Here is a 26,174-nt window from a genome sequence, read left to right on the forward strand (position 1 = left end):
ACAAGCACTGACAACCAGCCCCCTCCCGCGTGCGTTGGGAATAATGTCCAGAACTCATCTGAAAACCAGAGGATCCCCATCATGAAGATTCGACTTGCCGTGCTGGCCGTGGCCGGCGCCCTTTCCATCCTTGCGAGCCCCCTTGCCGCCAACGCGCAGGTCTCGGTGAACATCAATGTGCCCGGGCTGGTGATGACGGCACCGCCGCCGCCACGCTACGAACCCCTGCCACCGCCGCGCGGCGGCTTTGTCTGGGTGCCGGGCCGCTGGGCCTGGGATGGCCGTGCCTACGGATGGCGTCCGGGCGGCTGGCAACCCGAGCGCGCAGGCTACGCCTATGCCCCTGGCCGCTGGGTCGAGGACCGCGGCGGCTGGCGCTGGACCGAAGGCGACTGGCGCCGGCGCGAGGCTTACCGTGAAGCGCGCCGCGAACGCGAGTGGGAAGAAGACCATCGCCGCCGCGACCATGATCGCGACTATCGGCGCGGCCATGACCATGATCGCGACCGCGGCGATTTCTGCCCGCCCGGCCAGGCGAAAAAAGGCAACTGCTGATGCAATGAAAAAGGGAGCCTCGGCTCCCTTTTTCATTGCAGTTGCCTTGCTTGCTATTTGGCTCGTCGCCGCTCGATGAACGCAATGATCTCGCCCATGATCCCCTTGCGGAAGGCAAGCACGCAGATCACGAAGATCAGGCCCGTGACCATGGTCACCGACTCGCCCAGCGTGTTGAACCAGTCGATCGTCGTGATGCGCGCCAGGAAGTTGCCGAGTTCGCCGATCTTGTTCTCCAGCAGCACCACCACCGCCGAGCCCACCAGCGGACCCGACAGCGTGCCTAGGCCGCCCACCAGCGTCATCAAGATGACCTGGCCCGAAGCGGTCCAGTGCACGTCCGACAACGTGGCGAAGCCCAGCACCAGCGTCTTGAGCGAACCGGCCAGGCCCGACAGCGCCGCGGAGATCACGAAGGCCAGCAGCTTGAAGCGGCTCACGTCGTAGCCCAGCGACAGCGCGCGCGGCTCGTTCTCCTTGATGCCCTTGAGCACCTGGCCGAAGGGCGAGTGGATGGTGCGCACGATCAGCAGGAAGGCCGCGACCACGATGACCAGCGCGACGTAGTACATCGTGAGGTCGTTCGACAGATCGATCAGGCCGAACAGCTTGCCCCGCGGCACGCCCTGCAGGCCGTCTTCGCCGCCCGTGAACTTGGCCTGCAGCGCGACGAAGAACATCATCTGCGCGAGCGCCAGCGTGATCATCGCGAAGTAGATGCCCTGCCGGCGAATGGCCAGCACGCCGAAGAGCCAGCCGAGGAAAGCGCCAGTGAGCGTGCCCGCGATCAGGCCCAGTTCGGGCGTGAGGCCCCAGACCTTGATGGCATGGCCGGCCACATACGCGGAGCCACCAAGGAAGGCCGCATGGCCGAAGGACAGCAGGCCCGTGAAGCCCAGCAGCAGGTTGAAGGCCGCGGCGAAGAGTGCGAAGCACATCAGCTTCATCACGAACACCGGGTAGGCGCCGAAGAACGGCGCCAGGAGCAGCGCGACCAGCAGCAAGGCGTAGACGACGGTGGAGATTTTTTTCATGTTCATGCCGTTCGCCTTATTTCTCTTTGCCGAACAGGCCGGCGGGGCGAATCAACAGCACGATGACCATGATCACGAACACAACCGTAGACGATGCCTCGGGATAGAAAACCTTGGTGAGCCCTTCGATCACACCGAGCCCGAGGCCCGTGAGGATGGCGCCCATGATGGAGCCCATGCCGCCGATCACCACCACGGCGAACACCACGATGATGAGGTTCTGCCCCATCAGCGGCGACACCTGCATCACCGGCGCGGCCAGCACGCCTGCGAAGGCCGCGAGCGCGCAGCCAAAGGCATAGGTCAGCGTGATCATCAACGGCACGTTGACGCCGAAGGCCTCCACGAGCCGCGGGTTCTCGGTGCCCGCGCGCAGGTAGGCGCCCAGGCGCGTCTTCTCGATCACGTACCAGGTGGCGAAGCACACCACGAGCGAGGCAACGACCACCCAGGCGCGGTAGTTCGGCAGCACCATGAAGCCAAGGTCGGTGGCGCTCGACAGCGCATCAGGCGCGTCGTAGGGCAGCCCCGACACGCCGTAGATCGAGCGGAACACGCCCTCGATCAGCAGCGTGAGGCCCAGCGTGAGCAGCAGGCCGTAGAGGTGGTCGAGCTTGTAGATCCAGCGCAGCAGCAGGCGCTCGATGAGCACGCCGAAGATGCCGATGACGACGGGCGCCGCGATCAGCATCACCCAGTAGTTGACGCCGAGGTACTCCATCGCCATCCACGTGAGGACAGCGCCGAGCATGAACAGCGCGCCATGCGCGAAGTTGATGACGTTCAGCAGGCCGAAGATCACCGCCAGCCCGAGGCTCAGGATGGCGTAGAAGGAGCCGTTGACCAGCCCCAGGAGGAGCTGGCTCAAAAGCGCGGGAAGGGAAATGGTCATAAGCGTTTCAACGAACCCGGGCGGCTGCGCGCCCGCGGGGGATCACTTCCAGAGGGCGCACTTGCTCTCGGCCTTCGTCGTGAAGACCTCTTCGCCCTTGAGCTTCTGGATTACCTTGTAGTAGTCCCACGGCTGCTTGGATTCGGCCGGCGACTTGACCTGCACCAGGTACATGTCGTGCACGAAGCGGCCGTCGGCGCGCACGGTGCCCTTGGCGTAGAAGTCGTCGATGGGCGTGGCCTTGATCGTCTCCATCACCTTGTCGGCATCGACCGTCTTGGCAGCCTGCACGGCCTTCAGGTAGGTCATGGTGGCCGAGTAGTCGGCTGCCTGGATGTCGGTGGGCATGCGCTTGGTCTTCTCGAAGAAGCGCTTGCCGAAGGCGCGCGTCTTGTCGTCGAGGTTCCAGTCCCAGCTGGTGGTGAGCAGCAGGCCTTCGGTGTTCTTCAAGCCCAGACTGTGCACGTCGGTCACGAACACCAGCAGGCCGACCATCTTCATGGTCTTGGTGATGCCGAATTCCTTGGCCGCCTTGATCGAGTTGATGGTGTCGCCGCCTGCATTGGCCAGCGCCAGCACCTGGGCCTTGGAGTTCTGCGCCTGCAGCAGGAACGAAGAGAAGTCGGAGGTGTTGAGCGGATGCTTCACGCTGCCCACCACCGTACCGCCCTTCTCTTTCACGACCTTGGAGGCATCGGCCTCCAGCGCCTGGCCGAAGGCGTAGTCGGCGGTGAGGAAATACCAGCTCTTGTCGCCGCGCGCAATCACCGCGCTGCCGGTGCCCTTGGCCAGCGCCACGGTGTCGTAGGCGTAGTGCACGGTGTAGGGGCTGCACTGCTCGTTGGTGAGCGCCGAGCTGCCCGCGCCGTTCACGACGAACACGCGCTTCTTCTCCTGCGCCACCTTGGCCATGGCCAGGGCGGTGCCCGAACTGGTGCCGCCGAACAGCATCGTCAGGCCCTGCGTGTCGATCCATTCGCGAGCCTTGGAGGCGGCGATGTCGGCCTTGTTCTGGTGGTCGGCCTGCAGCAGCTCGATGGGCATGCCGTTGACCTTGCCGCCGAAGTCGTCGATGGCCATCTGGATCGCGAGGGCGCCGTTCTTGCCCTCCACGTCCGCGTAGAGGCTCGACATGTCGGTGATGAAACCGATCTTGACCTTGTCCTGGGCCTGCGCGGCGCCAACGGCCATGAGGCAGGTAGCGGCGAGGCAGGCAGAGGCGATGAGCGTGCGTTTCATGGGATGGTTCTCTCGGTTGACTTCAGTGGAAGGGTCTGGCGCGGCGTCAGCCGGTTATTTCCAGAGAGCGCATTTCGTCTCGGCCTTGGTCGTGAAGACCTGGTCGCCCGGCAGCGTCTTGAGCACCTTCAGGTAGTCCCAGGGCTTCTTCGATTCGGCGGGCGACTTCACTTCGACCAGGTACATGTCGTGGATGAAGCTGCCGTCGGCGCGGATGGTGCCCTTGGCATAGAAGTCGTCGACCTTGGTGCTCTTGAGCTGCGCCATCACCTTGTCGGAGTCGGTGGTCTTGGCGGCGGCCACGGCCTTCAGGTAGGTCATGGTGGCCGAGTAGTCGGCGGCCTGCACGTCGGTGGGCATGCGCTTGGTCTTCTCGAAGAAGCGGTTGGCGAACTTGCGCGATTCGTCGTTCAGGTCCCAGTACCAGCTGGTGGTGTGCAGCAGGCCTTCGGTGTTCTTCAGGCCCAGGCTGTGGATGTCGCTCAGAAAGACCAGCAGACCGGCGGTCTTCATGGTCTTGTTGATGCCGAATTCCTTGGCCGCCTTGATCGAGTTGATGGTGTCGCCACCGGCGTTGGCCAGGCCCAGGATCTGCGCCTTGGAGTTCTGCGCCTGCAGCAGGAACGAGGAGAAGTCCGAGGCGTTCAGCGGATGGCGCACCGCGCCCACCACCGTGCCGCCCTTTTCCTTCACCACCTTGGTGGTGTCGGCTTCGAGCGCGTGGCCGAAGGCGTAGTCGGCCGTCAGGAAGAACCAGCTCTTGCCGCCGCGGTCTACAACCGCCGCGCCGGTGCCTTTGGCCAGCGCCACGGTGTCGTAGGCGTAGTGGATGGTGTAGGGGCTGCACTGCTCGTTGGTGAGCACCGAGCTGCCCGCGCCGTTGTTGAAGTACACGCGCTTCTTCTCTTCCGCAACCTTGGCGGTGGCCAGCGCGGTACCGGAGTTGGTGCCGCCGAAGACCATGGTCACGCCGGCCGTGTCGATCCATTCACGGGCCTTGGAGGCGGCGATGTCGGCCTTGTTCTGGTGGTCGGCCACCAGCAGCTCGATGGGCTGGCCCAGCGCTTTGCCGCCGAAGTCGTCGATGGCCATCTGGATGGCGGTGGCGCCGCCCTTGCCTTCGAGGTCGGCATACAGGCTCGACAGGTCGGTGACGAAGCCGATCTTCACTTTTTCCTGCGCCTGCGCGGCGCCTGCGCCCATGGCGAGGACGGCGACGGCGGTAGCGATGAGGCCGAGTTTTTTGTTCATGGTGTTGTCTCCTGAAGGAATCTTTGTGGGATGCGAGAAAAGGTCTTATGGACGTGTCTTTTGCTTCAGACGCCGAGCAGCTCGGTGAGCACTGGCATCTTGGCTTCGAGCTCGGCAGCGCCGAACTTCTCGACGATGCGGCCGTGCTCCATCACGTAGAAGCGGTCGGCCAGCGGCGCGGCGAAGCGAAAGTTCTGCTCCACCATGACGATGGTGTAGCCCTTGGAGCGCAGCGTGGTGATCATGCGGGCCAGCGCCTGCACGATGACGGGCGCGAGGCCTTCGGAAATCTCGTCGAGCAAGAGCAGCTTGGCGCCCGTGCGCAGGATGCGCGCCACGGCCAGCATCTGCTGCTCGCCGCCCGACAGGCGCGTGCCCTGGCTGTTGCGGCGCTCGGCCAGGTTGGGGAACATGGTGTAGATCTCTTCGACCGACATGCCCTGCCCCGCGCCTTTGAGTTCGGGCGGCAGCAGGAGGTTTTCCTCGCACGAGAGGCTGGCGAAGATGCCGCGCTCTTCAGGGCAATAGCCGATGCCGAGATGCGCAATGCGGTGCGTCGGCATGCCGATGGTCTCTTTGCCATTGACCTCGATGCTGCCCTTGCGTGCGCCGGTCAGGCCCATGATGGCCCGCAGCGTGGTGGTGCGGCCCGCGCCGTTGCGGCCCAGCAGCGTGACGACTTCGCCAGGCTGCACGACCATGTCGACGCCGTGCAGCACGTGCGATTCGCCGTACCAGGCTTGAAGGCCCTTGATTTCCAATGCGGCGGTCATCAGTGGGCCCCTTGGAGTTGGCCGTCGGTGGTGCCCATGTAGGCTTCCATCACCTGCGGGTTCTTCGAGACTTCGGCGTACGGGCCTTCGGCCAGCACGGCGCCGCGCTGCAGCACGGTGATGGTGTCGGCAATGGTCGAGACCACGCTCATGTTGTGTTCGACCATCAGGATGGTGCGTCCAGCCGACACGCGCTTGATGAGTTCAGCCACGCGGTGCACGTCTTCATGGCCCATGCCCTGCGTGGGTTCGTCGAGCAGCATCAGCTCGGGCTCCATTGCGAGCGTGGTCGCGATCTCGAGCGCGCGCTTGCGGCCGTAGGGCAGGTTCACGGTCTGTTCGTCGGCGAGTTCTTCGAGGCCGACTTCAGCCAGCAGCTCGCGGGCTCTGGCATCCAATGGCTTGAGCGACTTCTCGCTCTTCCAGAAGTGGTACGAGGTGCCCAGCCTGCGTTGCAGGCCCAGCCGCACGTTCTCGAGCAGCGTGAGATGCGGGAACACGGCCGAGATCTGGAACGAGCGGATGATGCCGCGCCGCGCGATCTGCGCGGGCCGCTCGCCGGTGATGTCCTGCCCGTTGAACAGGATCGTGCCGGTGGTCGGTTCGAGGAACTTGGTGAGCAGGTTGAAGCAGGTCGTCTTGCCGGCACCGTTCGGACCGATGAGCGCGTGGATGGATCCGCGCACCACCGACAGGTCGACCTTGCTGACCGCCGTGAACCCTTTGAATTCCTTGGTGAGCTGGCGTGTTTCGAGAATGACGTCGCTCATCTCGCGAAGTCGCCCGGGTACGGAAAAAGAATATCGGTCATGCGGTCCATCTCAATGCGCCACCATCGAGCGCGGACCGATTGTTCGTGGGCCTACCCCGCTTGCATACTGGGGCAAATGCCTATGCTGCAGTGCAACCTGCACGGACCGGCGCACATTCGAATCGGGGACTGTCGTTGTGACGACAAAGAAAGCTCCGGCGGCATCGGAAACCCCAAGCCGGTGCGCGCAGGGGTCTGCGTAGACTGCGACCAACATGCCGGACTTCCGCTCTCCCGACTTCCTGACCGACCACATCCTGCACACGCTGGCTTTCTACGAGCCGCGCGACCTCGATGCCACGGGCGGCTTCTTTCATTTCTTCAAGGACGACGGCACGGTGTACGACCGGCGTACGCGCCATCTCGTGAGCAGCACGCGCTTCGTGTTCAACCATGCGATGGCGTATCGCCGCTTCGGCATTCCCGCGCATCTTGCAGCCGCGCGGCACGGCCTTGCATTCGTCGAGCATGCGCATCGGCAGCCGGGTGGCGGCTATGCATGGCAGATCGACTGGCACCAGCAGCGCGCCACCGTGCAGGACGGCACCAATCACTGCTACGGCCTGGACTTCGTGCTGCTCGCGCAAGCGCATGCGCTGATGGCCGGCATCGAGGAAGCGTATGCGGGGCTGGAGCACACCTGGCAACTGATGGAGCAGCATTTCTGGGAGCCACGGCACCAGCTCTATGCCGACGAGGCCACCACCGACTGGCGCATCGGCGCCTATCGCGGACAGAACGCCAACATGCACGCCTGCGAGGCCCTCATGGCCGCATTCGAAGCCACGCAGCAAACGCGCTACCTCGACCGCGCGCTGGCTGTGGCCGAATCAGTGACCGGCAAGCAGGCCGCGCTGGCAGACGGACTGGTGTGGGAACACTACCGCGAAGACTGGTCGGTCGACTGGGACTACAACCGCGGCGACAAGAGCAACATCTTCAGGCCCTGGGGCTTCCAGACCGGCCACCTGACCGAGTGGGCCAAGCTGCTGCTGCAGCTCGAAGGCCATCTCGCCACCAGGGACCGTACGGCCGACTGGATCGTGCCGCGCGCGCGCCATTTCTTCGACACCGCCATGTTTCGCGGCTGGGACGCCGACAACGGCGGGCTGGTCTACGGCTTCGGCCCCGACGGCAAAGTGTGCGACGACGACAAGTACTTCTGGGTACAGGCCGAGAGCTTCGCGGCGGCCGCCCTGCTCGCGGTGCGCACCGGCGAGGCCAGCTACTGGGACTGGTACGACAGCATCTGGGCCTACAGCTGGGAGCACTTCGTCGATCACCGGCACGGCGCGTGGTATCGCGTCCTCACGCCGCAGAACCGGAAGATCAGCGACGAGAAGAGCCCCGCCGGCAAGACCGACTATCACACCATGGGCGCGTGCCACGACGTGCTCAGGGCGCTGCGCAAATAAGAACCCCCAGGCTCCTTGCGGAGGCTGGGGGTGATTGGATCGGCGTGAAGACGATGCGCGGTCAGTGTGCTCCGGCTGCGGCGTCGCCACCGGCGCCGCCCTTCTGCGGCCTTGCCAGCCACACCAGCGGAATCAGCAGCAGGAACAGGATCGCCGACGCGTAGAAGATGTCGTTCGTGGCCAGCATGTAGGCCTGCTGGTCGACGATGCGGTTGATCTGCCCCAGCACCTGGTCGGCGCTGAAGCCGCTGGCATTGAGCCCGGACATCGCGCTCGTGGCTGCGTTGTTGCCCTGGTTGATCGTCTCGGCCAGTTGCGTATGGTGCAGCGTGGCACGGTTGTCCCACAGCGTGGTGGTGATCGACGTGCCCATCGCACCCGCCGTGATCCGCAGGAAGTTCGACAGCCCCGACGCGGCCGGGATGCGGTCTGGCGTGAGGCCCGACAGCGTGATGGTCACGAGCGGGATGAAGAAGAACGCCATCGCGATACCCTGGATCACCGTCGGGATGATGATGGTGACGAAGTCGGCCTGCGTGTTGAAGTTCGACCGCATCCACAGCACCAGTGCGAACACCAGGAACGAGAAGGTCGCGTAGCGGCGTGGATCGATCTTGGCCACCGTGAGCCCCACCACCGGCGAGAAGAAGATCGCCAGCAGCCCCACGGGCGCCATGATCATCCCCGCCTGCGTGGCGGTGTAGCCCATCCACTGCTGCAGCCACAGCGGCAGCAGCACCACGTTGCCGAAGAACAGGCCGTAGGCCACGGCCGTTGCCACGGCGCCCGACCAGAAGTTGCGGCGCTTGAACAGCGACAGGTCGACCACCGGGTGCTTGTCGGTCAGCTCCCAGACCAGGAAGAACGCGAAGCCGACCACGGACACCACCGCCAGCGTGACGATCTGCGCCGAGTGGAACCAGTCGAGCTCCTTGCCCTTGTCGAGCATCAGTTGCAGCGAGCCCACCCACAGCACCAGCAGCGCGAGGCCGACGGCGTCGATAGGCACCTTGTGCGTGCTGCTCTCGCGCTTGCGGTACAGCGTCCAGGTGATGGCGGCTGCGACGATGCCCACGGGGATGTTGATGTAGAAGATCCACGGCCACGAGATGTTGTCGGTGATCCAGCCGCCCAGCAGTGGCCCCATCACCGGCGCGACCAGCGTGGTCATCGACCACATGGCCATCGCAAGGCCTGCCTTGGCGCGCGGATAGCTCGACAGCAGCAGCGTCTGCGACAGCGGAATCATCGGACCCGCAACGAAGCCCTGCAGCGCGCGGAAGGCGATCAGCGTCGTCATGTTCGGCGCCAGGCCGCACAGCAGCGAGGCGACCATGAACAGGATCACGCTGGCCATGAACAGGCGCACCTGTCCGAAGCGCTGCGTCATGAAGCCCGTGAGCGGCACCGCGATGGCGTTGGCCACCGCGAAGCTGGTGATGACCCAGGTGCCTTGCGTGGTACTCACGCCCAGGTCGCCCGAGATGGCGGGCAACGACACGTTCGCGATCGACGAATCGAGCACGTTCATGAAGGTTGCCGCAGACAGCGCTACCGTGCCCCAGACGCGGGCTGCGCCTTCGAGCGGTGGATGCGCAACGTAAGCAGGAGCAGCGGTGGCCATTGCGGTCGCGCGAACTGTTTGCCTGAGTTACCCGAGGGAAGCGCGGGCGATCAGCCCGGCTGCCCTTGCACTGCCACCGATGCCGCGGCGGGCGCGCTCGACGGTGCCGCCGAGCCCTTCGACGGCGCGGTGGCCGTTGCCGGTGCGCTGCGGCCGAGGTTGGCCGCGACGATGCGGTCGACTTCGGCGTCGGCGCCGCGGTCGAGCTGGCTGTACACGGCCGTCTGCGTCAGCGCGGTGGCGCGCGGCGCGTCGGCGAGCATCTTGCCGCTCTTGGACGAGATGTCGACTTCGGCGTCCATCGACAGGCCGATGCGCAGCGGGTTGGCCTTGAGCTGCTCGGGGTCGAGCGCGATGCGCACGGGCACGCGCTGCACCACCTTGATCCAGTTGCCGGTGGCGTTCTGCGCGGGCAGCAGCGCGAACGCACTGCCGGTGCCGACGCCCAGGCCCGCAACCTTGCCGGTGTACTCGACCTTCTTGCCGTACACGTCGGCCGTGAGCTTCACGGGCTGGTCGATGCGGATGTTGCGCAGCTGCACTTCCTTGAAGTTGGCGTCGACCCACAGCTGGTTGAGCGGCACGATCGACATCATCGGCGTGCCGGCGGCCACGCGCTGGCCGAGCTGCACGGTGCGCTTGGCGACATAGCCGTCGACCGGTGCGGGCATGGCCACGCGCTGGGTGGCGAGGTAGGCCTCGCGCACCTTGGCGGCGGCGGCCAGCACGCTAGGGTGCTGGGCCACGCTGGTGCCGTCGGTCAGCGACTGGTTGCTGACCAGCGCTTCCTTCGCGGCGACCACACCGGCCTGCGCCGCGGCGAGTGCGCTCTTGGCGGTGTCGAGCTGCGTCTCGGCGTGGTTGAGTTCTTCCTTCGACACGGCGCCGTTGCCCGACAGCGCGCGGCGGCGCTGCAGGTCGTCCTGCGCCTTGGCGATGTCGCTCTGCGCCTTCACGATGTCGGACTGGCGCAGCGTGACCTGCGCGGCCAGCGAGCCGTTGTTGGCGTACAGCGTGCGCACCTGGCGCACGGCCTGCGCGAGCGCAGCCTCGGCCTGTTCGAGCGATACCTTGGCGTCGGCCGGATCGAGCTGCACCAGGGGCTGGCCGGCCTTCACGAAGTCGGTGTCGTCGGCGCCGATGGCCATCACGGTGCCGCCGATCTGCGGCGTGATCTGGATGACGTTGCCCTGCACGTAGGCGTTGTCGGTGTCCTCGTAGTGGCTGGCAACCAGCCATTCGTAGAGGCCCCAGCCGCCGCCGACGACGATCACCACCGCGGCGAGCGCGGTGAGTGCGCGGCGGCGCTTGCCGTTGTTGGCGGGCGCCTCGGGGGCTGCAGGAGCTGCAGCTGCAGCGGGCGTCGGAGTGTTGTTGTCGCTCATGATGAAGTTCTTTCCGAAGACGAGGGAGTCGGGTCAGTTCTGGTCGGTTCTTGTTCAGTTCACTGCGGCCGCGGGGGCCGAGGCGGTGGCCGTGGCCGGGGGCTGCCAGCCGCCGCCCAGCGCGCGCGCCAGGCCCACCTGCGTGTCGAGCGCGCGGGCGGCAAGGTCGACGGCCAGCCGGCGCTGCGCCAGCACGGAGGTTTCCGCGGTCAGCACGTTGAGGTAGTTGCCGAGGCCCGCGCGGTAGCGCTGCACGGCGATGTCGTAGGCGCCTTCGGCAGCGGTCTGCGCTGCGCGTTGTTCGGTTTGCTGGCGCGTGATCGACTGCGCGCTCGTGACCTGGTCGGCCGCATCGCGCACCGCGTCGAGCACGGTAGCGTTGTAGCTTTCGATGGCCACGTCGAGGTCGGCCGACTTGCCGCGCAGGTTGGCGCGCAGCTTGCCGCCTTCGAAGATCGGCAGGCTGATGGCCGGGCCCACGCCCCACTGCTCGCTGCCCGACTTCAGCAGCTTGCCGAAGCCCAGGCTCTGGAAGCCGACGAAGGCCGTGAGGTTCACGTTGGGATAGAAGAGCGTCCTGGCGTTGGCCACGTCGCTCGTGGCGGCCTCGACGCGCCAGCGCGCGGCGGCGATGTCGGCGCGGCGACCAAGCAGGTCGGCCGGAATGCTCCCCTGCAGTGCCATCGGCTTGACGCCGGCAAGCACCGGCGGCTTGAGCGATGCCGACACATTCGGCTGGCCGACGAGCGCGTCGAGCGCGTGCTGCTGCAGCGCGATCTGCTCGTTGAGCGATTCGATCTGCTGGCGTGCCTCGGGCAGGCCGCCTTCGCTCTGGCGCAGTTCGAGGCGGGTGTCGAGGCCGGCGGACACGCGGTCGCGCACGAGCTTGAGCGTTTCGTCGCGCTGCGCCAGCGTGCGCTGGGCGACGGTGAGCTGGTCGTTCAGGCGCGCCCATTGAAAGTAGCTGCGTGCCACGTTGCTCGCGAGCAGCACGCGGGCGGCATCCGCATCGGCGGCCGCGGCATTCGCCGAGCCGATGGCGGCGTCGAGCGCGGTGCGGTTCTTGCCGAAGAAGTCGAGCTCCCAGCTTGCGCCGAGCTGCAGCAGGCCGATGTTCTGCGTGGAGCCACCCAGCGGTGCGGGGTAGATGTAGTTGCTGTTGAACTTCTGGCGATCCAGGTCGAGCTCGGCGTTGACCTTGGGCTTGAGGGCCGAGCCGGCGATGTCGGCGGAGGCCTGCGCGCGCGCGAGGCGGGCTTGCGCGACCTGCAGGTTGGGGTTGCCGGCCACGGCCTGGTCGATCAGCGAATTGAGCTGCGTGTCGCCGAAGGCGAGCCACCATTGGCTGTCGAGGCGGGACACAGGCGCCGCGGCGCTGTCGGGCGCGATGCCCAGCGACGAGGCGTCGCGCAGCTTGGCCTGCGAGCCGATGCCGGCCATGTCGGCACATCCGGCAAGTGCGACCACGAGCAATGCTGCGGCCACGACGGGGGTGCGACGCACAGCGCGCACGGCGAGGGAATCAGTCATTTTTATCTCCACGGGCCGCGAGGGCCTGGGCGTTGTCGAGGATGCGGCGCAAGTAACCCTTGAGCTGCTCCCATTCTTCGGCGCTGAAGCCAGCGAGGTGTTCGTTCTGCACACGGCTGAGCACGTAAGGCACTTCCTTGGCGGCGGCACGGCCTTCGTCGGTGAGTTCGATGTTGACCACTCGGCGGTCTTCGAGCGAGCGCACGCGGCGGCACAGGCCCTTGGCTTCGAGGCGGTCGAGCAGGCGCGTCATGGCGCCGGTGTCGAGTTCGCAGGCGCGGGCCAGTTCGGCCACGGTGGTGGCGGCGCCGGTGTGCAGCTTGTAGAGAGGCAACCATTGCGGATAGGTCGGGCCGCCGGGCTCACACATACGGGTTTCTACTGCCTGACCAACCAAAGTGATGATGCGGCGCATCAGATAACCGATGCTCTCTTCGGTCGAGTAGGTCTCCGCGCGATAGAAGACAGGCGGGCGACGCTCGGCGTCGGCAGGGACCGACGGGGCTACTGGAATGTTTGCATCGCTCATGGGGCAAAATATTAGCTGCCGCGGCAGTAATTGTCAAGGCCGCCTTTGTGGAGGCAAGGGATCGTTAGAATCGGCGCATGGCTTCTACCCCACCGTCTTCCATGGCCAAGGGCTCGCCCCGGTCGCTGTCGGGCCTGAGCCCTTTTCTTCGCCCCTACCGCGTGCAGATCGTGCTGGCGGCCCTCTTTCTGGTGCTGGCGGCGGTTACCACGCTGGTTTTTCCTATCGCATTGCGCAGCCTGATTGACGGCGGCTTGATCAGTACCGACAAAGGCGCCCAGACCATGGCGCTGCGCGAGCACTTCGGCGCCCTCTTCGCGGTGGCCGTGGCGCTGGGCGTTTTCTCGGCGGCGCGCTTCTATACGGTGAGCTGGCTGGGCGAGCGCGTGACAGCCGACATCCGCAACGCGGTCTACGGCCATGTGCTGAAACAGAGCCCCGTCTTCTTCGAAACCACGCAGACCGGCGAAGTGCTGTCGCGCCTGACGGCCGACACCACGCTGGTGCAGACGGTCGTCGGCTCATCGCTGAGCATGGGGCTGCGCAACGCGGTGATGGGCGTGGGCGCCCTGGCCGTGCTGATCTGGACCAATCCTTACGTGATGGTGCAGGTACTGGGCATCCTCGTGCTGGTGGTTCTACCGAGCATGTGGTTCGGCCGCCGCGTGCGCAAGCTGTCGCGCGCCAGCCAGGACCGCGTGGCCGATTCGAGCGCCATTGCCGCCGAGGTGCTGAACGCCATTCCCGTGGTGCAGAGCTACACGGCCGAAGGCCGCGAGGCCGCGCGCTTCAACGGCTCGACCGAGAACGCCTTTCGCACCGCCGTGCGCCGCACCAAGGCACGCTCGGTGCTGGTGGCGTTCATCATCATCGCGACCTCGGCGGCGCTGCTCTGGGGCCTTTATCAGGGCACGCAGGCGGTGCTGCGCGGCGACATCACGGCCGGCCACCTGGGCCAGACCGTCGTCTACGTCGCCATCCTGGCCAGCGCGACTGCGGTGCTCGGCGAGGTGTACGGCGACCTGCTGCGCGCCGCCGGCGCGACCGAGCGGCTGATGGAGCTGCTGCATGCGCCCGCCGCCATCTTTTCACCGCCGAGCCCGACGGTCACGCCCGTTCCCGTGGCGGGCAGCACGATCAAGTTCGATGCGGTGACCTTCCATTACCCGTCACGGCCAGGCACACCGGCACTGCGCGATTTCAGCCTCGAAGTCGCGCCGGGCGAAACCGTGGCCCTGGTGGGATCGAGCGGCGCGGGCAAGAGCACGGTGTTCCAGTTGCTGCTGCGCTACTACGACCCACAATCGGGCCGCCTGCTGCTCGACGGCGCGCCGCTGGCCTCGCTCGCCCTGCCCGACCTGCGCACCCGCATCGGCCTCGTGCCGCAGGACGCGGTGATCTTCTCGACCACCGCGTTCGAGAACATCCGCTACGGCCGTCCCGAGGCGACAACCGAGGAAGTGCATGCCGCAGCACGCGCCGCCTTTGCCCACGACTTCCTGCAGGCGCTGCCTGAGGGCTACGACACCTTCCTCGGCGAACGCGGCGTGCGGCTGTCGGGCGGGCAACGCCAGCGCATCGCGATTGCGCGCGCGATCCTGAAGAACCCGCCGCTGCTGCTGCTCGACGAGGCCACGAGCGCACTCGACGCGGAAAGCGAGCGCATGGTGCAGGCGGCACTGGAATCGGCAATGGAAAACCGGACCACGCTGGTCATCGCTCACCGGCTGGCAACGGTGCAGAAGGCCAATCGCATCGTGGTGCTGGACCACGGCGGGATCGTCGAGCAGGGAACGCATGCGACGCTGGTCGCGCAGGGCGGTGTGTACGCGCGCCTGGCTGCGCTTCAGTTCACGGCCTGAACGCTGAACGGCCGCGACTGGCTGGTCAATTACTGCAGGGTTTCTTTCAGCGCCGCCGGAATCGGCAGCGCCATCACCGGAATGCCTTCGTCGAGCAGCGCTTCGGTCTGCTCCGGCGTCGCCTGGCCGCGAATGCCGCGCTCCTGGGCTTCGCCGTAGTGCATCTTGCGGGCTTCGTCGGCAAAGCGGTCGCCGACGTCCTCGGTCTTTGCCAGCACCTCCCGCACGGCGCGCATCCAGCGGGCTTCGGGTGAGAGTTCGGCGGGAACGTTCGAGGCAGCAGCCGGTGCCGTAGCCTCAGGCGCTTTGGCATTGCCCAGATTGAGGCGCGGCGCGCTCAGCAGCTTGACGATGGCGGTGTCGCCACAGACCGGGCACTCGACCAGTCCGCTGGCCAACTGGCTATCGAAGGCCTCGTTGGACGCGAACCAGCCCTCGAAGCCGTGGCCGTGCGCGCAGCGGAGATTGAGAACCTTCATCCGCGGATTATCCCGCGTGACCTTCCGCAGGGGCAGCCTTCCAATCCAGTGTCCATGCGCCCGAAAGGACGTTCTGCAGCCAGAGCGTGCAGGTCAGGGTCTTGGCGTCGGTCACTTTGCCGTCGCGGCACCAGCCGGCCAGCTCATCGGGCGTGGCCGTGAACACGTCGAGAAACTCGCCATGATCGAGCTGCCGCTCACCGAGTGAAAGGCCGCGCGCAAAGTAGATGTGGATGATTTCGGTCGAGTACGCCACCGCCAGGTGCATGGCGCCCGCATGCGCCCATTCGCGCGCGGTGTAGCCCGTTTCCTCGAGCAGTTCGCGCCGACCGCAGTCGAAAGGGTCTTCGCCCGCGTCGAGCTTGCCCGCCGGAAATTCGATCATCACGTGGCCGACCGGGTAGCGGAACTGCCGCTCCAGCACCACTCGGCCGTCGTCCAGCAGCGGAATCACCACCACGGCGCCCGGATGCACCACGTACTCGCGCGTGGCGCTGTGGCCATCGGGCAGCCGGATGGTGTCTCGCCTGGCCTCCAGGAACTTGCCCTTGAACAGCTCTTCGCGGCTCGTGAGCTCTTCCTTCAGATGGGAATCGGTGGTGTCGATGGGCGTGGTCATGTCGTCCTCGTCAATGCCTGTGCTTCATCAGATAGCGCCAGGTGAATCCTGGAAAGGCCAGCACGATGAACAGCGCGCCAGTCACCGCATAGAACTCCCAGCCCTGCGGGGCGATCTGCCCTGCCCTGCGCTCGAACAGCAGCCCGATACCGCCGGCCAGAAAGTACAAGACCACCAGTTCGGCGAGACGCACCGCGAGCGACTTGGGCTTTGTCGCCAGCGGCACGACGCCGAACAGGCGGTCGTTGAAGAACGGCAGGTTGGCAGCCACCAGGGCCACCAGCAGAACGACCCAGACCGACGCGGTTTGCGACACCAGGCCGGGCCGCGTCAGTGGGCCAGGGTTGCCACGATCGCGTCGTAGCAAAGCGTCATCAGGCCGCCGGGCACGATGCCCAGGATCAGGATCAGCGCGCCGTTGATCGTGAGCACGGTGCGCACGTCGCGCGGCGCCGACACGGTGGTGGCCGTGACGGGTGCGTCGAAATACATGACCTTGACCACGCGCAGGTAGTAGAACGCGCCGATCAGCGACATCATCACCGCGAACACGGCCAGGCCGATGTAGATGGCGTGGCCCGATGCAATCAGCGCCTGCAGCACGGCCAGCTTCGCGTAGAAGCCGACCAGCGGCGGCAGGCCGGCCAGCGAGAACATCGCAATGGCCATCACGCCGGCGTACAGCGGGCTGCGCTGGTTCAGGCCAGCCAGGTCGGTGATCTCTTCGCTTTCGAAGCCTTCGCGCGCCAGCAGCAGGATGATGCCGAAGCTGGCCAGCGTGGTCAGCACGTAGGTCACGATGTAGAACATCGAGGCGCTGTAGGCGTACTGGGCGTTGTAGGTGCCCTGCTGGTCCGAGCCGGCGACCAGGCCGAGGAGCATGAAGCCCATCTGCGAGATCGTCGAATAGGCCAGCATGCGCTTCAGGTTGCTCTGCGCAATGGCGGCCAGGTTGCCGACCAGCAGCGAGGCGATGGCGAGCACGGCCAGCATCTGCTGCCAGTCGATGGCAAGCGGCTGCAGAGCGTCGACCAGCAGGCGGATGATGATCGCGAAGGCAGCCAGCTCGGGCGCGGCGCCGATCAGCAGCGTGATCGCAGTCGGAGCGCCCTGGTAGACGTCAGGCACCCACATGTGGAACGGCGCAGCGCCCACCTTGAAGGCCAGGCCGGCGACGATGAACACCAGGCCGAACACCAGCACCTGGTGGTTCACCTTGCCGCTCGCGATGGTCTTGAACACTTCGTTGACGTCGAGCGAGCCGGTCGCGCCGTACATCATCGACAGGCCATACAGCAGGAAGCCGCTGGCCATGGCGCCGAGCACGAAGTATTTCATCGCCGCTTCGCTGGCCACCGCGTTGTCGCGGCGCAGCGCCACCAGCGCATAGCTCGACAGCGTGAGCAGTTCGAGGCCCAGGTAGATCAGCAGGAAGTTGCTGCCCGAGATCATCACGAACATGCCCAGCAGCGCGAACATGCTGACGGTGAACATCTCGCCGCCGCGCAGCATCTCGCGGTCGGCCGCATAGGGACGGCCGTAGACCAGCGTGACCATCAGGGCGACGGTGGCGAAGCACTTGAGCCAGTTGCCCATCGGGTCGCTGACGACCATGCCGCCGAAGCCGTAGATCGTCTTGGCGTCAAGGGCCTGCAGGCCCGACAGCACGGCGACCACGGCAAGCGTGGCCAGCGTCAACACATAGGTGCGGGTACGGCGCGGGCTCGTGTCCGACAGGTCGACCAGCGCAATGATGCAGGCCATGACCAGCAACACGATTTCGGGGTAGATCGTGACCCAGCTGAGTTTGTCAATCATCTCGTTCTCTTCTTCAGCGTGGCATCAGGAAGGCAGCTTCGAAACTGCCACGTGGCGCAGGAGCTCGGTCACCGAGGCGTTCATCGCGTCGGTGAACGGCTTCGGGAACAGGCCCATCCACAGCACGGCAATGGCCAGCAGTGCCAGCATCAGGAACTCGCGGGCGTTGATGTCGCTGAGTTCCTTGACGTGGTCGTTGCCGACCGGACCCAGGTACACGCGCTTGTACATCCAGAGGGTGTAGGCCGCGCCGAAAATCAGCGCGGTGGCGGCGCCGAGGCCGATCCAGAAGTTGGCCTTCACGGCGCCCAGGATCACCATCCACTCGCCCACGAAACCGGCGGTGCCCGGCAGGCCGCAATTGGCCATGGCGAACAGCAGCGCGAACGCGGCGAACTTGGGCATGGTGTTGACCACGCCGCCGTAATCGGCGATCTGGCGCGAGTGCACGCGGTCGTACAGCACGCCGATGCCCAGGAACATGGCGCCCGACACGAAACCGTGCGCAATCATCTGCACGATGCCGCCGGACACGCCGAGCTCGTTGAAGATGAAGAAGCCGAGCGTCACGAAGCCCATGTGGGCGACCGACGAGTAGGCCACCAGCTTCTTCATGTCCTGCTGCACCAGCGCCACCAAGCCGACGTAGATCACGGCGATCAGCGACAGCGCGATCATGAGCCAGGCCCATTCGTGCGAGGCGTCGGGCGCGATGGGCATCGAGAAGCGCAGGAAGCCATAGGCGCCCAGCTTCAGCATGATCGCGGCCAGCACGGCGGAGCCACCGGTGGGCGCCTCGACGTGCACGTCGGGCAGCCAGGTGTGCACCGGCCACATCGGCACCTTCACGGCGAAGGCCGCGAAGAAGGCGAAGAACAGGAAGGTCTGCGCGGTCGAACCCAGCGGCAGCTTGTGCCAGGCCAGGATGTTGAAGCTGCCGCCCGACTTGTTGTACAGGAAGATCAGCGCAACCAGCATCAGCAGCGAGCCGAGCAAGGTGTACAGAAAGAACTTGAACGCCGCGTAGATCTTGTTCGGGCCGCCCCAGATGCCGATGATCAGGTACATCGGGATCAGCGTGGCTTCGAAGAACACGTAGAACAGCACGCCGTCGAGCGCGGAGAACACGCCGATCATGAAGCCCGACAGGATCAGGAACGCGCCCATGTACTGGTTCACGCGCTCGGTGATCACTTCCCAGGCCGAGATCACGACGACGACCGTGATGAACGACGTCAGCAGCACCAGCCAGAGCGACAGGCCGTCGATCCCGAGGTGGTAGTTGACGTTGAAGCGTGCGATCCAGCCCGTCTTTTCGACGAACTGCATCGCGGCAGTGCCGTTCTGGAAACGCGTGAACAGCGGCACCGTGACCAGGAAGCTCACGATGGCACCGACTAGCGCGACCCAGCGCACGCCCTTGGCATGCTCGTCACGGCCAAACGCCAGCAGCACGGCGCCGAATGCGATCGGCACCCAGATGGCAAGGCTCAACAAACCCATTTTTCTTTTTCTCCAGCGCTAGGCTCAGCGTTTGAACCAGACGAAGTACGTCATCAGGATGAAGATGCCGAGCAGCATCGCGAAGGCGTAGTGGTAGATGTAGCCAGACTGCATCCAGCGCACCACACCCGAAATCCGGCCGATCACTTTCCACGAACCGTTGACGACGGCTCCGTCGATCAGGGCCTGGTCGCCACCCTTCCACAGACCGGTGCCAAGCGCGCGCGTGGCGCGGGCAATGACGTTCTCGTTGAACCAGTCCATGTAGTACTTGTTCTCGAGCAGGCGGTAGATCGGGCCGCAGGCGCGCTTGATTGCCGCCGGCAGCGCCGGGTTGATCATGTACATGTACCAGGACAGGACCACGCCAGCCAGCGCCAGCCAGAACGGCGCAGCCTGCAGGCCGTGGATGGCCATGGCCACCGGGCCGTGGAAGGCTTCTTCCAGTTCCTTCATGGCGTGGTGCCTGGTGCCGTCCACGACGATCGCGTTCTTGAAGAACTCGCCGAACAGCATCGGCTCGATCGTCATGAAGCCGATCACCACCGAGGGGATGGCCAGCAGCACCAGCGGCAGCCAGACGACCCAAGGCGATTCGTGCGGCTTCTGGTCATGGCCGTGACCATGATCGTCATGACCGTGGCCATGGTCGTCATGGTGCGCATCGGGGTTCTGGTCGTAGCGTTCCTTGCCGTGGAAGACCAGGAAGTACATGCGGAACGAATAGAACGCCGTGATGAACACGCCGGCCAGCACCGCGTAGTACGCGAAGTTCGCGCCCCACAGGTGGCTTTCGTGCACCGCTTCGATGATGCTGTCCTTCGAGTAGAAGCCAGCGAAGAACGGCGTGCCGATCAGCGCGAGCGAACCCAGCAGCGAGGTGATCCAGGTGATCGGCATGTACTTGCGCACGCCGCCCATCCAGCGGATGTCCTGGTTGTGGTGCATGCCGATGATCACCGAGCCGGCGCCGAGGAACAGCAGCGCCTTGAAGAACGCGTGCGTCATCAGGTGGAACACCGCGACCGAGTAGGCCGAGGCACCGAGCGCCACCGTCATGTAGCCGAGCTGCGAGAGCGTCGAGTACGCGACCACGCGCTTGATGTCGTTCTGGATGATGCCCAGGAAGCCCATGAACAGCGCGGTGATGGCGCCGATCACGAGGATGAAGCTCAGTGCCGTATCGCTCAGCTCGAACAATGGCGACATGCGCGCCACCATGAAGATGCCGGCCGTCACCATCGTTGCCGCGTGGATCAGCGCGGAGATGGGCGTCGGGCCTTCCATCGAGTCGGGCAGCCACACGTGAAGCGGGAATTGGGCGCTCTTGCCCATCGCGCCGATGAACAGGCAGATGCAGATCACGGTGATGAGCATCCACTCGGTGCCCGGGAACGTGATACCGGCCAGCGTGCCGGCCTTGGCAAAGGCCTCGGTGTAGTTCAGCGTGCCGGCATAGGCGGCGATCAGGCCGATGCCGAGGATGAAGCCGAAGTCGCCCACACGGTTGACCAGGAAGGCCTTCATGTTCGCGAAGATCGCGGTCGGCTTGTTGAACCAGAAACCGATCAGCAGGTACGACACCAGGCCCACCGCTTCCCAGCCGAAGAACAGCTGGAGCATGTTGTTGCTCATGACGAGCATCAGCATCGAGAAGGTGAACAGCGAGATGTACGCGAAGAAGCGGTTGTAGCCGTCGTCTTCTTCCATGTAGCCGATGGTGTAGATGTGGACCATCAGCGACACGAAGGTCACGACGCACATCATCATGGCGGTGAGGCCGTCGACCATGAAGCCGACTTCCATCTTCAGGCCGCCCACGACCATCCATTCATAGATGGTTTCGTTGAAGCGGGCGCCGTCGGCCACCACGCTCTTGAGCGTCATGGCCGAGATAATGAAGGCGACCAGCACGCCCAGGATGGTCAGCGAATGCGTGACCTTGCGGCCGATGTGATTGCCGCCGAACTTGGTGCCGAACAGGCCGGCGACAGCGGCGCCGACCAGGGGTGCCAGCGGCACGGCCAGCAAGGTGGATGCGGAAAGGGTTGCGCTCATGTTGCTTTCAACCCTTGAGCGAGTTGAGTTCGTCGACGTTGATGTTCGACTTGTTGCGGAACAGCAGAACCAGCAGCGCCAGCCCGATGGCCGACTCGGCCGCGGCCACCGTCAGGATGAAGAACACGAAGATCTGGCCGTGCATGTCGCCCAGGAAGTGCGAGAACGCCACGAAGTTCATGTTGACCGCGAGCAGCATCAGCTCGATGGCCATCAGCAGGACGATCAGGTTCTTGCGGTTCAGGAAGATGCCGATCACGGACAGCGCGAAGAGCATCGCGCCGAGCGAAAGAAAGTGTCCGAGCGTGAGCGTCATGCCTTGTTTTCCTTTGCAGCGTCCGCAGCTTCAACCACAGGCTCGGCAGCACGCGTTGCCGGCATCTGCACGATGCGCACGCGGTCGCGCGCCTTCACGCGGACCTGGTCGGCCGGGTTGACGTACTTGCTGTCCTTGCGGGTGCGCAGCGTCAGCGCGATGGCAGCCACGATGGCCACGAGCAGGATGACCGCGGCAATTTCCAGCGGGTAGAGGTATTCGGAGTAAAGCAGCTTGCCGAGTTCGAGCGTATTGGAAGTGTTGGCCCCCAACGCACCGGCAGCAGCGCGCGGCTCGCCGAGGCGGAAACCGCCCATGAGCACGGCCGCCATTTCGAGCGCAATCAGCGCGCCCACGCCTGCCGCCAGCGGAAAGTGCTTCCAGAAGCCCTCCCGCAGGCCATCGACGTTGATGTCCAGCATCATCACCACGAACAGGAAGAGCACCATCACGGCGCCGACATACACCAGCACGAGCGAGATCGCGAGGAACTCGGCGCGCAGCAGCAGCCAGATGGCCGATGCCTGGAAGAAGGCCAGAACCAGGTACAGCGCGGCGTACACGGGGTTGCGGGCGGTGATGACGCGGAACGCTGCAAACAGCAGCACCACGGCAAACAGATAGAACAGACCAGTCTTGACGTCCATTGGAATTCGAATTGGTACGGGGTTCGGGCTGGTCGGAATCAGCGGTACTTGGCGTCAGCCGCCTTGTTCGCTGCGATTTCTTTTTCGTAGCGATCGCCCACGGCCAGCAGCATGTCCTTGGTGAAGTACAGGTCGCCTCGCTTTTCGCCGTGGTATTCGAAGATGTGCGTCTCGACGATCGAATCGACCGGGCAGCTCTCTTCGCAGAAGCCGCAGAAGATGCACTTGGTCAGGTCGATGTCGTAGCGCGTAGTGCGGCGCGAGCCGTCGTCGCGCACATCCGATTCGATGGTGATGGCCAGCGCCGGGCAGACGGCTTCGCAGAGCTTGCAGGCAATGCAGCGCTCTTCGCCGTTTTCGTAGCGGCGCAGCGCGTGCAGGCCGCGGAAGCGCGGCGACAGCGGCGTCTTCTCTTCGGGGAACTGCACCGTGATCTTGCGAGCGAAGGCGTACTTGCCGGTAATGGCCAGGCCCTTGAACAGCTCGAACAGCATGAAGCTGCCCAGGAAGTCCTTGAGCGAGAACGGCGCGGACGGTGTTGCGGTGTGCGCAGCAGACATGATGTTGGCGCTTCCTGTTATTTCCAGATGTTGAACGGCGTCTGCATCCAGCCACCGACCACGACCAGCCACACGAGGGTGACGGGAATGAAGATCTTCCAGCCCAGACGCATGATCTGGTCATAGCGGAAGCGCGGGAACGTCGAACGCACCCACAGGAACATGGTGACCACGCAGAAGGTCTTGAGGCCCAGCCAGATCCAGCCCGGAATGATGCTCAGGAACTCGAACGGCGGCAGCCATCCGCCGAGGAACAGCACCACGGTCAGGATCGAGACGAGCCACATGTTGGCGTACTCGGCCAGGAAGAACATCGCGAAGCTCATGCCCGAGTACTCGATCATGTGGCCGGCAACGATTTCGGACTCGCCTTCCACCACGTCGAACGGGTGACGGTTGGTCTCGGCCAGGCCAGAGATGAAGTACACGACGAAGATCGGCAGCAGCGGCAGCCAGTTCCACGACAGGAAGCCGACGCCCATGTTGGCGAACATGCCCTTGCCCTGAACGTTCACGATCTCGCTCATGTTCAGGCTGCCGGTGACCATCAGCACCACGACGAAGCAGAAGCCCATCGCGATTTCGTAGCTCACCATCTGTGCCGAGGCGCGCAGCGCGCCCAGGAAGGCGTACTTCGAGTTCGAGGCCCAGCCGGCGATGATCACGCCGTACACCTCGAGCGAGGTGATGGCCATCACGAACAGCAGGCCGGCGTTGATGTTGGCCAGCGCCACGTCGGGGCCGAAGGGAATCACGGCCCATGCGGCGAGCGCCGGCATGATGGTCATGATCGGGCCCAGCAGGAACAGGCCCTTGTTGGCGACCGTCGGAAGAATGATTTCCTTGGTCATCAGCTTGAGCGCGTCGGCGATCGGCTGGAGCAGGCCCAGCGGTCCGATGCGGTTCGGGCCGATACGGATCTGCGTGAAGCCGATGGCCTTGCGTTCCCACAGCGTGAGGTACGCCACAGCCAGCATCAGCGGGATCACGACCACGATGATCTTGATCAGCGTCCAGATAAGGGGCCAGACCACGGCGGTCCACCAGCCTGTGGCAACCAGCCCCTGGCCGAAGCCATGAATGGTGTCGACGATCATGCCAGTGCCTCCTCGGCACGCGCCGACACGTTCGATCCAGCCGATGCATTGCGCGCGTCGGCAGTCAGTTGCAGCGACGGTGCGCGGCGCACGATCGAGTCGAGCTGGTAGATGCTCGCGACCACGGGTGCAGCAGTTGCACCGCTGGAAGCGACGGCATTGGCGGAAGTGGCGTTGTTCAGCGCATTCGCCGGCACCGCGCCCTTGTCACCGATGGTGGCCAGCACCTCGGTGGTCGATTCGAACGCGAAGCCGGGCAGGCCCAGCAGGTTGGCCAGCACGCGCAGCACCTTCCACGCCGGACGCGTTTCGCCTTGCGGCTTCACGACGGCATGGAAACCTTGCAGGCGGCCTTCGGCATTGACGAAGGTACCGGGGGTTTCCGTGAACGGAGCGATCGGGAGCAGCACGTCGCTGAACTCGAGGTTGGCCTTGAAGGGGCTCAGCGTGACGACCATTTGCGCATTGCCGATGACATCGGCAGCGGCGGCGCCAGCGGCCGAGTCGAACACCGGCTCGGTGTTCAGCAGCATCACGGCCTTCAGGCCGGAACCGGCAGCGAGCATGCGGCCGGCATCGAGGCCGCCGTTCTTCGGGAAAGCGCCGACGATCTGCGCGCCAACGGTGTTGGCGGCTTCGGTCAGGTAGCCGACGGTGGCGCCCGTTTGCGCACCGATCCAGTTCGCCAGGGCCAGCAGGCTGCTGGCTTGTGCGTGGTGGGCAGCTGCATTGCCGAGCAGGATGGCCTTGCGTTCGCCGCTCAGCAGCGAGGCTGCGATGGCTTGCGCGGCGGCGTCAGGCGCGTTCTTCGGTGCCAGGGGCGCGGCTGCGCCATTGGTCTGGCCGATGGCGGCAGCAACTGCGGCCAGCGCCTCGACCCATTGATCGGCTTCGACGATGGACGCCTGCGCCACGTCGATGGCCCAGGCGTCGCGGGCAGCCATCAGGCTGGCCGAGGTGATCACCGACAGCGCGGCGCCCTTGCGCACGGCCTGGCGGATGCGCTGTGCGAACAGCGGATGTTCCTTGCGCAGGTTCGAGCCGACGACCAGCGCGCGCTGCACTTGCGTGAGCGAAGCGATCGAGGTGCCGAGCCAGCGCACGCCTTCGAACGCCGTGAATTCGGCGTTGCGCAGGCGGTAGTCGATGTTGTCGCTGCCGAGTTCACGCGTGAGCAAGGCTGCGAGCTGCAGCTCCTCGAGCGTGCTGTGCGGGCTGACCAGCGTGCCGATGCTTTGCGCGCCGTGGTCGGCCTTGATCTGCTTGAGGCCATTGGCAACGTACTCGAGCGCCGTCTGCCAGTCGACCTGCTGCCACTGGCCGCCCTGCTTCAGCATGGGCTGCGTCAGGCGTTCCGGGCCATTGAGCGCTTCATACGAGAAGCGGTCGCGGTCGGCAATCCAGCATTCGTTGACGTCTTCGTTCTCGAGCGGCACCACGCGCATCACGCGGTTGTTCTTGACCTGGACGATCAGGTTGGCGCCGGTGGAGTCGTGCGGGCTCACCGACTTGCGACGCGACAGTTCCCAGGTGCGGGCGCTGTAGCGGAAGGGCTTGCTCGTGAGCGCGCCGACCGGGCAGATGTCGATCATGTTGCCCGACAGTTCGGAGTCGACCGAGTCGCCGAGGAAAGTTTCGATTTCGGAGTGCTCGCCGCGGTGCGACATGCCGAGCTCCATCACGCCGGCCACTTCCTGGCCAAAGCGGACGCAGCGCGTGCAATGGATGCAGCGGCTCATTTCTTCCATGCTGATCAGCGGGCCCACGTCCTTGTGGAACACGACGCGCTTTTCTTCTTCGTAGCGCGAAGAAGAACCGCCGTAGCCAACGGCCAGGTCCTGCAGCTGGCATTCGCCGCCCTGGTCGCAGATGGGGCAATCCAGCGGGTGGTTGATCAGGAGGAACTCCATGACCGACTGCTGCGCCTTGATGGCCTTTTCGCTCTTGGTGCGGACGATCATGCCTTGCGTGACGGGCGTGGCACAGGCCGGCATCGGCTTGGGCGCTTTTTCCACGTCGACGAGGCACATGCGGCAGTTGGCCGCGATGCTGAGTTTCTTGTGATAGCAGAAGTGCGGGATGTACGTGCCCGCCTTGTCGGCAGCATGCATCACCATGCTGCCTTCGGTCACTTCGACCTTCTTGCCGTCGAGTTCGATTTCGATCATGAGTATGTT

General features: G+C 65.1%; 23 protein-coding genes and 1 pseudogene. 3 read left to right on the plus strand and 21 right to left on the minus strand.

Annotation, left to right across the window (positions count from 1 at the left end; genetic code table 11):
• Nucleotides 1–81 precede the first annotated feature (81 nt).
• Complete coding sequence (locus BLW48_RS22695; protein ID WP_093177628.1) at nucleotides 82–555, plus strand: YXWGXW repeat-containing protein; 474 nt, start codon at nucleotides 82–84, stop codon at nucleotides 553–555.
• Between the two features lie 53 nt (nucleotides 556–608).
• Here BLW48_RS22695 and BLW48_RS22700 read toward each other — a convergent pair whose 3' ends face one another.
• The 6 genes from BLW48_RS22700 to BLW48_RS22725 form a co-directional block, all read right to left on the minus strand.
• Complete coding sequence (locus tag BLW48_RS22700; protein WP_176928912.1) at nucleotides 609–1,595, minus strand: branched-chain amino acid ABC transporter permease; 987 nt, start codon at nucleotides 1,593–1,595, stop codon at nucleotides 609–611.
• Between the two features lie 10 nt (nucleotides 1,596–1,605).
• Complete coding sequence (locus tag BLW48_RS22705) at nucleotides 1,606–2,481, minus strand: branched-chain amino acid ABC transporter permease (protein ID WP_093057828.1); 876 nt, start codon at nucleotides 2,479–2,481, stop codon at nucleotides 1,606–1,608.
• Between the two features lie 42 nt (nucleotides 2,482–2,523).
• Nucleotides 2,524–3,720, minus strand: a complete 1,197-nt coding sequence (locus BLW48_RS22710; RefSeq protein ID WP_093057829.1) for an ABC transporter substrate-binding protein — start codon at nucleotides 3,718–3,720, stop codon at nucleotides 2,524–2,526.
• Between the two features lie 54 nt (nucleotides 3,721–3,774).
• Nucleotides 3,775–4,923, minus strand: coding sequence for an ABC transporter substrate-binding protein (locus BLW48_RS22715; protein WP_256216924.1), 1,149 nt, complete (start codon nucleotides 4,921–4,923; stop codon nucleotides 3,775–3,777).
• A 113-nt stretch (nucleotides 4,924–5,036) separates the two neighbouring features.
• A complete protein-coding gene (locus tag BLW48_RS22720) occupies nucleotides 5,037–5,744 on the minus strand; it encodes an ABC transporter ATP-binding protein (RefSeq protein ID WP_093177630.1) in 708 nt (235 codons plus the stop codon).
• Nucleotides 5,744–6,514, minus strand: a complete 771-nt coding sequence (locus tag BLW48_RS22725; protein WP_093079935.1) for an ABC transporter ATP-binding protein — start codon at nucleotides 6,512–6,514, stop codon at nucleotides 5,744–5,746. Before BLW48_RS22725 ends, BLW48_RS22720 begins: the two co-directional genes overlap by 1 nt.
• A gap of 256 nt (nucleotides 6,515–6,770) precedes the next feature.
• On the opposite strand from BLW48_RS22725, the gene BLW48_RS22730 reads away from it, so the two are divergent.
• Complete coding sequence (locus BLW48_RS22730) at nucleotides 6,771–7,970, plus strand: AGE family epimerase/isomerase (protein WP_093177631.1); 1,200 nt, start codon at nucleotides 6,771–6,773, stop codon at nucleotides 7,968–7,970.
• 61 nt (nucleotides 7,971–8,031) lie between these two features.
• Here the strand turns inward: BLW48_RS22730 and BLW48_RS22735 are convergent.
• The 4 genes and pseudogenes from BLW48_RS22735 to BLW48_RS22750 all read right to left on the minus strand — a co-directional run.
• Nucleotides 8,032–9,597: pseudogene (locus tag BLW48_RS22735) on the minus strand (DHA2 family efflux MFS transporter permease subunit); the annotation flags it as partial.
• A 47-nt stretch (nucleotides 9,598–9,644) separates the two neighbouring features.
• Nucleotides 9,645–10,979, minus strand: a complete 1,335-nt coding sequence (locus BLW48_RS22740; protein ID WP_093177633.1) for an HlyD/EmrA/EmrK family protein — start codon at nucleotides 10,977–10,979, stop codon at nucleotides 9,645–9,647.
• 54 nt (nucleotides 10,980–11,033) lie between these two features.
• Nucleotides 11,034–12,509 carry an efflux transporter outer membrane subunit gene (locus tag BLW48_RS22745; RefSeq protein ID WP_093057836.1) on the minus strand — a complete coding sequence of 492 codons (1,476 nt, stop codon included), beginning with the start codon at nucleotides 12,507–12,509 and terminating at the stop codon, nucleotides 11,034–11,036.
• Nucleotides 12,502–13,038, minus strand: coding sequence for a MarR family winged helix-turn-helix transcriptional regulator (locus BLW48_RS22750; RefSeq protein ID WP_093057837.1), 537 nt, complete (start codon nucleotides 13,036–13,038; stop codon nucleotides 12,502–12,504). The genes BLW48_RS22745 and BLW48_RS22750 overlap by 8 nt, the downstream gene beginning before the upstream one ends.
• 77 nt (nucleotides 13,039–13,115) lie before the next feature.
• Here BLW48_RS22750 and BLW48_RS22755 point away from each other — a divergent pair, with 77 nt between their 5' ends.
• Nucleotides 13,116–14,900 (plus strand): ABC transporter transmembrane domain-containing protein, encoded by a 1,785-nt coding sequence (locus BLW48_RS22755; protein WP_093057838.1) that lies wholly within the window; start codon nucleotides 13,116–13,118, stop codon nucleotides 14,898–14,900.
• A gap of 29 nt (nucleotides 14,901–14,929) precedes the next feature.
• On the opposite strand, the gene BLW48_RS22760 is transcribed toward BLW48_RS22755, so the two are convergent.
• The 11 genes from BLW48_RS22760 to nuoG are packed head-to-tail and all read right to left on the minus strand — an operon-like array spanning nucleotide 14,930 to nucleotide 26,165.
• Nucleotides 14,930–15,379, minus strand: a complete 450-nt coding sequence (locus BLW48_RS22760; RefSeq protein ID WP_093177635.1) for a DUF1178 family protein — start codon at nucleotides 15,377–15,379, stop codon at nucleotides 14,930–14,932.
• Between the two features lie 7 nt (nucleotides 15,380–15,386).
• Nucleotides 15,387–15,998 carry an NUDIX domain-containing protein gene (locus tag BLW48_RS22765; protein WP_093057840.1) on the minus strand — a complete coding sequence of 204 codons (612 nt, stop codon included), beginning with the start codon at nucleotides 15,996–15,998 and terminating at the stop codon, nucleotides 15,387–15,389.
• A 10-nt stretch (nucleotides 15,999–16,008) separates the two neighbouring features.
• Nucleotides 16,009–16,314 carry a DUF2818 family protein gene (locus BLW48_RS22770; protein ID WP_093057841.1) on the minus strand — a complete coding sequence of 102 codons (306 nt, stop codon included), beginning with the start codon at nucleotides 16,312–16,314 and terminating at the stop codon, nucleotides 16,009–16,011.
• A gap of 14 nt (nucleotides 16,315–16,328) precedes the next feature.
• A complete protein-coding gene (nuoN, locus tag BLW48_RS22775) occupies nucleotides 16,329–17,816 on the minus strand; it encodes an NADH-quinone oxidoreductase subunit NuoN (RefSeq protein WP_093057842.1) in 1,488 nt (495 codons plus the stop codon).
• Between the two features lie 24 nt (nucleotides 17,817–17,840).
• Complete coding sequence (locus BLW48_RS22780) at nucleotides 17,841–19,319, minus strand: NADH-quinone oxidoreductase subunit M (protein WP_093177636.1); 1,479 nt, start codon at nucleotides 19,317–19,319, stop codon at nucleotides 17,841–17,843.
• Between the two features lie 24 nt (nucleotides 19,320–19,343).
• Nucleotides 19,344–21,377: an NADH-quinone oxidoreductase subunit L gene (gene nuoL, locus BLW48_RS22785; RefSeq protein ID WP_093057844.1), complete on the minus strand. Its 2,034-nt coding sequence runs from the start codon at nucleotides 21,375–21,377 to the stop codon at nucleotides 19,344–19,346.
• A 7-nt stretch (nucleotides 21,378–21,384) separates the two neighbouring features.
• Nucleotides 21,385–21,693, minus strand: coding sequence for an NADH-quinone oxidoreductase subunit NuoK (nuoK, locus tag BLW48_RS22790; RefSeq protein WP_019653383.1), 309 nt, complete (start codon nucleotides 21,691–21,693; stop codon nucleotides 21,385–21,387).
• Complete coding sequence (locus tag BLW48_RS22795) at nucleotides 21,690–22,340, minus strand: NADH-quinone oxidoreductase subunit J (RefSeq protein ID WP_093057845.1); 651 nt, start codon at nucleotides 22,338–22,340, stop codon at nucleotides 21,690–21,692. The genes nuoK and BLW48_RS22795 overlap by 4 nt, the downstream gene beginning before the upstream one ends.
• Before the next feature lie 38 nt (nucleotides 22,341–22,378).
• Entirely contained in the window at nucleotides 22,379–22,900 is a 522-nt protein-coding gene (gene nuoI / locus BLW48_RS22800; RefSeq protein WP_042579825.1) for an NADH-quinone oxidoreductase subunit NuoI, read from the minus strand.
• A 17-nt stretch (nucleotides 22,901–22,917) separates the two neighbouring features.
• Entirely contained in the window at nucleotides 22,918–23,997 is a 1,080-nt protein-coding gene (nuoH, locus tag BLW48_RS22805; protein WP_093177638.1) for an NADH-quinone oxidoreductase subunit NuoH, read from the minus strand.
• Complete coding sequence (gene nuoG, locus BLW48_RS22810; RefSeq protein WP_093177639.1) at nucleotides 23,994–26,165, minus strand: NADH-quinone oxidoreductase subunit NuoG; 2,172 nt, start codon at nucleotides 26,163–26,165, stop codon at nucleotides 23,994–23,996. Before nuoG ends, nuoH begins: the two co-directional genes overlap by 4 nt.
• Nucleotides 26,166–26,174 lie beyond the last annotated feature (9 nt).

It is taken from the genome of Variovorax sp. YR266 (genome assembly GCF_900107295.1).
Lineage (GTDB): Bacteria > Pseudomonadota > Gammaproteobacteria > Burkholderiales > Burkholderiaceae_C > Variovorax.